The sequence below is a fragment of the Arthrospira sp. PCC 8006 genome, assembly GCF_046480465.1.
Classification (GTDB): domain Bacteria; phylum Cyanobacteriota; class Cyanobacteriia; order Cyanobacteriales; family Microcoleaceae; genus Limnospira; species Limnospira platensis.
This window is the reverse complement of sequence record NZ_PKGG01000183.1, coordinates 1-10922: the sequence shown is the minus strand read 5'-3', so window position 1 is coordinate 10922 and position 10922 is coordinate 1. Positions and strand designations below refer to the sequence as shown.

The window sequence follows — 10922 nt, the reverse complement described above, 5'->3', positions numbered from 1 at the left end:
CCTCTGAGGTAAATTGACAATTACACCCCCTTTGTTTACGTCCCCCAGTTTCCGGGTCATTGGTGATATCTAGGTGGATTGTCCCCCGGTTACGTTTAATCCTGACACCTTTGGGACATTGTTTGCGGGATAGGTTGAAAAACTCAAGAATATCCTCAAAGCCTTGATATGTACCACTATGTGTACTGTTTGTACTTGCACTCATTTTGCACTAACTCCTAATAATGCGATCGCCATTGAGTGCATTAGAATGGCGGTAGAATAGGGGTTATAGGCTTTATAGTGGGTTCGAATCCCACCCTCTCCGGTTTTGCTCAGGCTCAATCATGACCAGCCCTGGCGCTAATCCCTACCTCTGCGAGCGATCGCGAGCGAGGGGTTAGGGTAGGGTTTGGCTGTTTTTATGGCTGCTGTGGATATCTGTGTAACGGATCTTTACGATCGCTACTGAGAAGGTATTATCAGTGATAGGATGCCGTAAAAACCTTTGAGATAATTTTCTATGGTAGAAACACTGACAGGAAAAGCTCCCAAATTCGGTGGTAGCACAGGTGGTCTTCTCACCAAAGCCCAAGTTGAGGAGAAATATGCCATTACCTGGACCAGCACCAAAGAACAGGTGTTTGAAATGCCCACAGGTGGCGCAGCTATTATGAACGAGGGAGAAAACTTGCTCTATTTGGCTCGCAAAGAGCAGTGTCTCGCCTTGGGAACCCAACTGCGGACAAAATTCAAGCCGAAAATCGAGGATTTCAAAATCTATCGGATTTTCCCCAATGGCGAAATGGAATATCTCCACCCCAAAGATGGCGTTTTCCCTGAGAAAGTTAACGAAGGTCGGGAGTTCAACGGAAAAATCGATCGCAAGATTGGTGATAACCCCAACCCAGCTAGTGTTAAATTCAGCGGTAAAGCCACCTACGAATCTTAGGGGTCTATGGGCGGGGTGGGTTCACCTGACTTGTCACTAAGAATCAGGCTTTTTGTAGAATCTCCCCCCCTACAGTACAGGTAAACTCCCTATAAGATCAGGTTTGCTGGTTCCTGAGTTTCAACCAAAAACCAGCATTTTCTGTTATTGTTGATATACAGTAGCATTAGATTCAGCTACAAATTTTCCCAAAAATTACAACAATGATTTTTCCAGATTTCTCCCAATTCTGCCAACTACGGGCCAGGGGTAACTTCATTCCCGTCTATCAGGAGTGGGTGGCGGACTTGGATACACCAGTTTCGGCGTGGTATCGGGTTTGTGCAGGTCAACCTTACAGCTTCCTGTTGGAGTCGGTCGAAGGTGGGGAGAAAATTGGGCGTTACAGCTTTCTGGGTTGTGATCCTTTGTGGATTTTATCAGCCCGTGGCGATCGCATGATCCAAACATTTAGGGACGGTCAACAACAAGATTTTCAAGGCGATCCGTTTCAGGTATTAGCTGACTGTCTTAAACCCTATCAACCTGTCAAATTACCAGAACTACCCCCCGGAATTGGGGGACTGTTCGGGTTTTGGGGTTATGAATTAATCAACTGGATTGAACCACGAGTGCCCATTTATCCCCTCACAGAGGACGATTTCCCCGATGGCCTGTGGATGCAGCTTGATAGTTTACTAATTTTTGACCAGGTGAAGCGCAAGGTTTGGGCGATATCTTATGCAGACCTGCGGGAAACAGACCCAGAAACAGCCTATCAACAGGCTTGCGATCGCGTGACTCAATTGGTAGATAAGCTCAGATCTCCCCTATCTCGTCAGAGTACCCTATTAGAATGGACTCCTCCCGATAGGAACAAATCCGATGATACGGAAACATCACGCCAATACAGCAGTAATTTCTCCCGCGACCAGTTTTGTGCGGCTGTTGACCGAGCCAAGGAGTATATTAGGGCTGGAGATATCTTTCAGGTGGTCATTTCCCAACGGCTGGCGGCACAATACCAAGGCGATCCTTTCTCCTTGTATAGATCCCTGCGTTTAATCAATCCTTCCCCCTATATGGCTTATTTTGACTTTGGGGATTGGCAGATGATTGGCTCTAGCCCAGAAGTGATGGTCAAAGCGGAAAAAAACCATGACGGAAAGGCGATCGCCACCGTTCGCCCCATTGCGGGAACCCGCCGCCGTGGTAAAAACTCCCAGGAAGATCAGGACCTAGAACAGGATTTGCTACAGGACCCCAAAGAAATCGCCGAACACGTTATGCTAGTAGACCTCGGACGTAATGATTTAGGGCGGGTCTGCCAAAATGGAACCGTAGTAGTTGATCAACTGATGGTGGTCGAACGCTATTCCCATGTCATGCACATTGTTAGTAATGTGGTGGGAGAGTTGGCAGATGATAAAAATGCCTGGGATTTACTAAAAGCCTGTTTTCCGGCTGGGACTGTCAGCGGTGCGCCGAAAATTCGGGCCATGGAAATTATTAATGAGTTGGAACCTAGCCGCCGAGGTCCCTATTCTGGCGTTTATGGTTATTATGATTTTGAGGGACAACTAAACACAGCTATCACTATCCGCACTATGATTGTCCGTCAGGGGGAAGATGGTATAAATCAAGTTTCTGTACAGGCGGGGGCGGGACTTGTGGCTGATTCCCAACCCGAAAAGGAATATGAGGAAACCCTCAATAAAGCACGGGGGTTATTGGAAGCCATTAGCTGTCTGAAAACTTCTGAGAGTTGATTGTATGGATTTCTACATCGTTGATGTTTTTGCAGAAGCTAAATATGCGGGGAATCAACTCGCTGTTTTCTTCGGTGAGGGGGTGTCGTCTCTATCTGATGAGGAGATGCTAGAAATTGCCCAGGAAATGAATTATTCAGAAACTACTTTTATCCGTTCCGTGGGAATGGTTGATGGTGGCTATGATGTCAGGATTTTTACCCCTTCTAAAGAATTGCCTTTTGCGGGTCATCCTACCCTGGGAACTGCTTATATTATTCAACGGGAATTGATTAAAAAACCTGTTGATCAGGTGGTGTTAAATTTGGGCGTGGGTCAAATTCCAGTGACTTGGAGTAATGGTAACACTGACCAAGAATTGTTATGGATGCGCCCCAATAATCCGGTTTTTTATAATTGTTTTAATGCGGCAGATATCGCCCCGGTTTTGGGTTTGGAAATTGCCGATTTTGACGATAATTTTCCCATTCAAGAAGTGTCAACGGGGATTCCTTTTTTAATCGTTCCCCTCAAAAATAAAAAGGCTTTGAAACAGGCTAAGGTTAATTTAGAGCATTATTTTGAGTTTATTAAAAACATTAATACTAAGGAGATTTTTGTATTTTGTCCTGAACCCTATGACATGGAAAATAATATCAGCGCTAGGATGTTTGCCCCGGCTTTAGGAATTACCGAAGACCCAGCCACCGGAAGCGCTAATTCTTGTCTGGCAGGTTATTTGGTGCATAATTCCTATTATAATCGGGATAATATTAGTGTGCGTGTGGAACAGGGTTATGAGATTAATCGCCCTTCTTTACTATTTTTAAAAGGCGAGAAAAAGGTAGGAGATGAAATTGAGGTGATGGTGGGGGGAAAAGTGGTGGCGATCGCTAAGGGAGAATGGTTGAATTAATTTAGCTAACTGCGGCTTCTAGCATTTGGATAGTTCCGCGATCGCTATTAATTTCTACCATACCGCCTATGGCTATGGTAAATTGGGCGCGAATATGACCTATGGCTGAACCATACCAGGCGGGTATTCCTAGGGGTTGAATATGATCAACTAACACTTCCCATAAACTAAAGGATGATTCCCCTTCCCTCCCAGGTGAACAACGGCTACATTGTCCGAAAATAAACCCGGATAATTGATCTAAAATTCCGGCTAGTTTTAATTGGGTCAATAGGCGATCGACCCGGTAAACATCCTCGTTAATATCCTCAATAAATAAAATTTTTCCCGACCAATTCGGTAGATATTCAGAACCCACCAACGCCGCTAAAACTGATAAATTACCCCCCACCAGTTGACCCCTAGCGCTACCGCTGGTAATAGTTTCTACCCGAATATTCCCAGGATTTTCAAAGGTAACAGCTTCGGCGGAAAACAACACTCGCTTTAAGTAATTCACCGAAAAAATCTGCCAATGGGAAGTTCCTAATAAGCCGTGAAATGTGATAAAATTACACTGGGAATATATGGCTAATAATAATGAGGTGATATCACTATAACCAATAATCACCTTGGGATTGTTGCGGATTATGTTATAATCCAACAAGGGTAAAATACGCGCAGCCCCCCAGCCACCAGCGGCGGCAATAATTCCCCGAATATTCGGATCAGCAAACATGGTATTAACATCGGCGGCGCGGTCTCGATCTAATCCAGCTAAATAACCATATTTATCCATCAGGTGAGGCGCAGCTTTCAGATTAAGTCCTTGTTGCATTAATTGCAAAGTTAGAAATTTTAACTCCTGTCTGGTAATCCATCCAGAAGGCGCAATTATTCCCACCGTATCCCCAGCCCGCAACCGGGGTGGTTTAATAGGATTAGGAGAGGATGCTAATACCGGAAATCCTGTTGCTAAAAGTGTCAAACCTAACCCATTGAGAAATTGGCGGCGATTTTTCATAGATCTAATTTTGATACCATTGTTAAGATTATGAACCTAGATTATTCCCGAATGCAATCCGTCCAATCCCCAATTATTCCGATTATTGGGAAACTAATTAACAATCATCCGGGGACAATTTCCCTAGGTCAAGGGGTAGTTTATTATGGCCCCCCACCTGTGGCATTTGACCAGATATCCGAGTTTTTAGCTAGTCCAGAAAATCATAAATATAAACCAGTAATTGGTATCAATCCACTACTTGAGATAATCGCCGATAAACTGCAAACCGAGAATCATATTAATCTCAGCGATCGCCAGAAAATTGTCGTCACTGCTGGTAGTAATATGGGGTTTATGAATGGGATTTTAGCCATTACCTCACCCGGGGATGAAATCATTATACAATCTCCTTACTATTTTAATCATGAAATGGCGATTATAATGGCAAGTTGTCAGCCGGTGGTTATTCAGACTGATGACCATTATCAACTGCGAATTGATGCAATTAAAGCCGCCATAACCGATAAAACCAGGGCGATTGTTACCATTTCTCCCAATAACCCCACCGGGGCGGTTTATTCCCCAGAAGCATTACAAGAAATTAATCAAATTTGTGGCGATCGCAACTTATACCATATCAGTGATGAAGCCTACGAATACTTTACCTATAATAACATCAAACACACATCACCCGCGACCTTTCCTAACAGTGAATCCCACACAATTTCTCTATTTAGTTTATCCAAAGCCTACGGTTTTGCATCCTGGCGCATTGGATATATGCTAATTCCTGAACACTTACTAATCCCCATCCAAAAAGTTCAAGATACCATCTTAATCTGTCCTCCCGTCATCTCCCAATATGTAGCTTTAGGGGCGTTAAAAGTAGGTTATGAATATTGCCAAAATCATATTAAAACTATCACAGAAGTTCGGGATATATTTCTAAATGAACTCAGCCAATTATCAGATTTTTGCACAATTCCCCAAGCTGACGGCGCGTTTTACTTTCTGCTAAAAATAGACACCCAGTTAGACTCAATGGAATTAGCCCAACAACTGATTCAACAGTTTGGCGTGGCTGTAATTCCGGGGACTACCTTTGGTATGTCACAAGGCTGCTATTTACGGGTAGCTTATGGCGCGTTAAAACCAGATACCGCCGCCGAAGGAATTGGGCGTTTAGTCAAAGGTCTGAAAACCCTAGTCATTTAGATTAACCTATCAATAATCTATCCGGGATTATCCCCCCAAAGAAGGCTACCAGCCAGCCATAATTGGATTATATCAGCCCTCAATTGTGTACCTATACCATTTTAGCCCAAATCCTAATATAGCGGTTCGGTGGATTGGTGAGGTACTTTTCAAAGCCCCCTTCGACAAGCTCAGGACAAGCCTCTCCCGTCTTGGGAGAGGGGTTTGGGGTGTAGACGCGCAGCGGCTTCTCTTTGAGTGGGCTGTACCTTATGGATATGAGAAACGCTATAGCTGGAGAGGTCAGTTAAAATCACTAAATTAACCAGCTATCATAGAAAATAGACTGATTTGAGATCAACCATAAAATTATGCCTTTATACCGCCTTTTCATCATCATTGTGGGTGTTTGTGTCATCCTGGGTTTAATGATTTGGCTAGTCACATCGATTTCCTGGTTATACAGTCAAGTGGCGTGGATGGCTAACCCTATTTTAGCAAATTTATTGCTAGTCATGTTAATAGGTTTGCTAGGGTTGTTGATTTATACATTTGTCTACTATTTTAGGCTGTTTCAATTTGGGGGTAATGGGAGCAAAAAACGCCGCCATAATTTGCGTATACCTTTGGATAAATCAGGAGCCGCTGAAACGTCTTTAAAAGCTATCCGACAACAGGTTAATCAAATTCAGGATGAAGTGGCGCGTCAGGCGTTAATAAGTCGCTCTCAGGATATAGAAGCTAACCTATCTCAAGGTAGTATTCAGGTGGTGATATTTGGCACAGGTTCCGCAGGTAAAACATCTGTGGTTAATGGGTTAATGGGGGAGATGGTAGGGCGGGTTAATGCACCTATGGGAACTACTATCAATGGGGAAACTTATCGACTAAAATTGCCGGGATTAAATCGGGAAATTTTAATTATTGATACTCCGGGAATTGGGGAGGTGGGAGAAGGGGGGGCGACTCGTTCAGAAATGGCTAGAACGCTGGCTACAGAGGCAGATTTATTATTATTTGTGGTGGATAATGATTTGCGTCAATCCGAATGGTATCCTCTGCGAAATTTAGCGGAAATGGGGAAGCGATCGCTTTTAATTTTTAACAAAACTGACTTGTATACAGAAGCTGATAAAAATCAGATTTTAAATCAATTAAAGCAACGAGTTGGCGGGTTTATTTCTTCAGAAGATGTGATAGCGATCGCCGCCAATCCTCAACTGATTAATCTGGAAAATGGAGATACATTTAAACCAGAACCTGATCTAATGCCACTTATTCATAAAATCGCCACAATTCTACGCGCCGAAGGGGAAGAATTAATAGCTGATAATATCCTTCTCCAGTCTCAAAGATTAGGCGAAGAAGCGCGCCGTTTAATTGATAATCAACGTCTACGCCAAGCCGAAAAAATTGTCGATAGATATCAGTGGATTGGGGCTGGGGCTATTGCTGTTACGCCGCTTCCGGTGGTAGATTTATTAGCAACTGCGGCGGTTAATGCTCAAATGGTAGTGGAAATTGGTAAAATATATGGCTGTGAATTAAATATGGATAGGGGGCGAGAGTTGGCATTATCTCTAGCCAAAACTTTGGGTAGTTTAGGAATTGTGAAAGGTGCGATTCAATTAGTGGCTACCGCCCTACATTTTCACATCGGTACTATTGTAGTTGGTAAGGCTATTCAAGGGATAACTGCCGCCTATTTAACCCGGATTGCGGGGCGTAGTTTTATTGAGTATTTTCGCCAAAATCAAGATTGGGGAGATGGGGGTATAACAGAGGTGGTCCAGCGACAATTTCAACTCAATCGGCGAGATGAGTTTGTGCGAGGATTTATTCAAGATGCGATCGCCCGTGTCATTGAACCCCTAAACCTACATCAATCATCAGCCGAGTCCGATGATGAACTAGAATTAGAATTAGACAAACCCTCAGATATTGCTCCCTATTTATACCAAGATTCATCTCAAAATGATTGGGAGAATCCCCGTCATCCCCCAGATAATTGGTAACAATTGATTACGGAGAATCTTGCCATTCGGGAGTCAAAAGACGGAAGTTATAATTAGATGCGCCAGGATGACAGGTTTGGCAATTATGAATATTAATGGGTTCCGTAAATTCTACGCGGGGATGTAGCGCCCTAAAAAAGCGCGATCGCTCAATTCTAAAAGGGATACCCTCTTCAGCCACAGTCATAGAACGGGAAAAATGGCGGAGATAATTCCACACCAACAGGCGAGCCGGATCCACTAAAGGTTCAATTTGAGTGCCATAATGTTGACTATCTTGGAGAATTTGTTGCCAAGTCTGTCTCGGTAAAACTGACGGCGGAATAGGAATATGGCAAGTAGCGCAGTTTTCTAAATAGAGTTCCTGGCCCAGTTGAAATTCTGGCGGTACAACATCAACAGTACCTATAGCACTAACAGAATACTGGCCTATACTTGGTGTTGTGATGCCCAAGGATATCAGGACAGTAACCAGAAGCAAACAGCACCTAATCAATAGAGAATATCTCCTTGATCTGCGCTGATGGGGGAGTCTGGAATGTGACATATATATAAGTTAGCTTAATCTAGGGTAATTACCATACCTTCCCTGGCAACAACCCCGTGAGGAAAAGCAGCTTTGAGTTCAAGTTGGACGCGATCGAGAAAATCATCATCGTGGGATGGGTCATGTTGATACATGGCTATCTGTTTGACACCGGCTTTTTTAGCAATTTCTACCCCCACCTGCCAGGTAGAATGTCCCCAGCCAATTTTAGGACACTTATGATCATGATACTCCTCATTAGTATAGGTGGCATCATAAATCAGCAAGTCGGCATCGCGAGCCAAGTGCAGAACATTATTATCAAAGCGATCGAGAAAATGCTCTGTATCACTACAGTAAACCGCTGTACGGCCTTCCCAAGTAACCCGATAGCCGACCGCCATATTAGGATGATTCAGAGGAGCCGTTTCGATTTTAATCCCATCGGACAAAGTAATCACATCCCCAGGGATCAGATCATAAAATTTCAGATCTGATTGCATAACGTGCATGGGAACCGGGAAATTAGGATGTACCATTTGATCAGACAGGCGTTCCTTAATCGTTGACCCATCAGGAGCGATCGCCCCATAGATATGAAAGCGATTAATCGGGATAAATGCTGGCACAAAGAAAGGAAACCCCTGGATATGGTCCCAGTGGGTATGGGAAAAAAAGACAGAGGCTTCAACGGGCATTTGTTTGAGCAGATCCAAACCCAAAACTCTTAACCCAGTCCCTCCGTCAAAAATAAAACGTTGATTTCCCAGACGCATTTCGACACAGGAGGTATTCCCCCCATATCGAACAGTTTTATGGCCAGGGGTAGCAATATTTCCCCTCACCCCCCAAAACTGTACAGAAAACTCCACAGGAGCCGAATTATCATTCATCGCATTATTATCGGAAACTTGAGGATTTTTAACAGGTCGATCATAAACTGGCATTTTAACTGATACAGAGGTTGAACAGCAGTGAGATAAGCAACACTTGAGACCCAATACTCCCTAGTTACTGTTATGACTGATTGGTTATGGTCGAAAGAGAAGTCACCTTCCCCAACTCCACTTCCAAACCGTGCTTGCGAGTTTCCCAGCACACGGCTCCTGATGTAGATACCCTAATTGTCAATAGGAACAGGGCTACTACCCCCCGCTTTGTRACCTCAACTTTGGGAGCTAAATACAACACGTAGTCTTTAAACTCGCTTTCGTCATCAAACTCTTACTTGTCGCGGTYTCTATATCCACACCGTGACTAGTGGGCATATCCTAACCATTACAGTTAGGCATTGGCTTTCAGTCACATCCTTTCCCCTTAAAGGTATACGCTTACACTTTNCACTACTGTGCAGGTACATCCTGCCACTTGAGAGCCTAAAAGGGGTTTAAACGTTCCGTTTATACGGGCATTCCATCTTTAGACTTGTCCTCAGAACCGGGGTACTTTTAAAGGTCTGTGTAGGTATTGATAAGATTATCCTACTTTTCCCCTTGCCCATTTGGACGCAGCGTATCAACCTATTTCGCTACCAAACTATTACGATGGTTCAAGTCGGAACATTCAGATTTCCTTAGTCATGGATGGTTGGCAGTGGTCGGATTTTGGGAATAGGTTTTCCCTCACGCCTTCCGTTCCCCGCTTCAGTCCCAGGGTTGTGATTCCTCAAACTGGGGGTGGCTATCGCCGTTACTCTCAACTTCCTGCTATACTAGGTGGGTCACTACTTCCACCGTTCAAACGTTCTGTCTTGACCTTGGGTCTCCTGCCTTGCTTAGATTTCTCCAAGCGTCGGGACATATAAACAGTTATGGGATGGTCAGAGATGCGACTCCCTATATTCCACCCCTTGGTGGAAGTCCCACCAGGCGGTGATTTCGGGTATTGCAACCTTATTTCATGCCTGAACGTCTCGCACATCATCCATAATTTCAACACAGTTTCGAGAATTTCTTAGACCCAAGCAAGTTCCACAACCAGAACTATTCTAGCGTTTCAGTTAAAATAGACAGATGTGATCATGTTTATCCAACCCTTTTTAAAGGATTAACGTTTAGCAGCCACTCCCTATCCCCAAGGGGTCTCTTTGACACTCCCCAGCCTAAAGGCGTGGGGATTCTTGGGCTGAATCCTGCCTCCACTAACCCTCGTTAGTTTTGGTCTTACAGTTTCATGTCGTATCTGAATTAGGGGTCGAGAATGGAGTCACCTCCATCCCCTCCCATTCAGAACCGTATGTGAGACTTTCACCTCATACGGCTCCTAGTTCGGTTATGGTCGAAAGGGAAGTCGCCTTCCCCAACTCCACTTCAAAACCGTACTTGAGACTTTCACCTCATACGGCTCCTGATGTGGATACCCCTTTGTCATTGGGAACAGGGTTACGATCCCCTGCTTTATGACCTCAACTTTCAGAGCTATAGCACCAGACAGGAAAGTTAGGACGTATAATGGAGAGGACGAGATGACTAAGAAGACCAAAAATGCCAGCCCCCTATAGTTACGACCTCAGACAAAAAGTTATTGATGCAATTGAACTAGACGGTATGCCCAAAACAGAAGCCAGTCAAGTTTTCCATGTCAGCCGGAACACCATTAATCTCTGGCTGCAAAGAAAAGCACAGACCG

At 44.2% G+C, this 10922-nt stretch carries 9 protein-coding genes and 1 pseudogene; 6 read left to right on the top strand and 4 right to left on the bottom strand.

All coding sequences use genetic code 11. The features are described 5' to 3' along the window. Positions 1-205: pseudogene (locus B9T16_RS20950) on the bottom strand (hypothetical protein); the annotation flags it as partial. A 297-nt stretch (positions 206-502) separates the two neighbouring features. Between B9T16_RS20950 and B9T16_RS20945 the strand changes: the two are divergent. From B9T16_RS20945 to B9T16_RS20935, 3 genes are all read left to right on the top strand, one after another. Beyond that, positions 503-931 carry a photosystem I reaction center subunit II PsaD gene (locus B9T16_RS20945; RefSeq protein WP_006616635.1) on the top strand — a complete coding sequence of 143 codons (429 nt, stop codon included), beginning with the start codon at positions 503-505 and terminating at the stop codon, positions 929-931. Positions 932-1134: 203 nt separating this feature from the next. After that, positions 1135-2679, top strand: a complete 1545-nt coding sequence (gene trpE, locus B9T16_RS20940; protein ID WP_006616636.1) for an anthranilate synthase component I — start codon at positions 1135-1137, stop codon at positions 2677-2679. 4 nt (positions 2680-2683) lie between these two features. After that, the gene (locus B9T16_RS20935; protein WP_410245674.1) at positions 2684-3574 is read left to right on the top strand and encodes a PhzF family phenazine biosynthesis protein; all 891 of its coding nucleotides are present in this window, start codon (positions 2684-2686) and stop codon (positions 3572-3574) included. A gap of 1 nt (position 3575) precedes the next feature. Here the strand turns inward: B9T16_RS20935 and B9T16_RS20930 are convergent, their stop codons facing one another. After that, positions 3576-4577: an LD-carboxypeptidase gene (locus tag B9T16_RS20930; RefSeq protein ID WP_410245673.1), complete on the bottom strand. Its 1002-nt coding sequence runs from the start codon at positions 4575-4577 to the stop codon at positions 3576-3578. 30 nt (positions 4578-4607) lie between these two features. Here B9T16_RS20930 and B9T16_RS20925 point away from each other — a divergent pair, with 30 nt between their 5' ends. Beyond that, on the top strand, positions 4608-5774 hold the full coding sequence (locus B9T16_RS20925) for a pyridoxal phosphate-dependent aminotransferase (protein ID WP_410245672.1): 1167 nt from the start codon (positions 4608-4610) through the stop codon (positions 5772-5774). 350 nt (positions 5775-6124) lie between these two features. Then, positions 6125-7768, top strand: coding sequence for a YcjF family protein (locus tag B9T16_RS20920; protein WP_410245671.1), 1644 nt, complete (start codon positions 6125-6127; stop codon positions 7766-7768). Between the two features lie 7 nt (positions 7769-7775). Here B9T16_RS20920 and B9T16_RS20915 read toward each other — a convergent pair whose 3' ends face one another. Then, positions 7776-8222, bottom strand: a complete 447-nt coding sequence (locus B9T16_RS20915; RefSeq protein WP_014275592.1) for a hypothetical protein — start codon at positions 8220-8222, stop codon at positions 7776-7778. Between the two features lie 107 nt (positions 8223-8329). After that, positions 8330-9241 carry an MBL fold metallo-hydrolase gene (locus B9T16_RS20910; protein WP_006616289.1) on the bottom strand — a complete coding sequence of 304 codons (912 nt, stop codon included), beginning with the start codon at positions 9239-9241 and terminating at the stop codon, positions 8330-8332. Positions 9242-10777: 1536 nt separating this feature from the next. Here B9T16_RS20910 and B9T16_RS20905 point away from each other — a divergent pair. Further along, positions 10778-10922: IS630 transposase-related protein (locus B9T16_RS20905; protein ID WP_410245675.1), on the top strand; the 145-nt coding region annotated here is incomplete at its 3' end.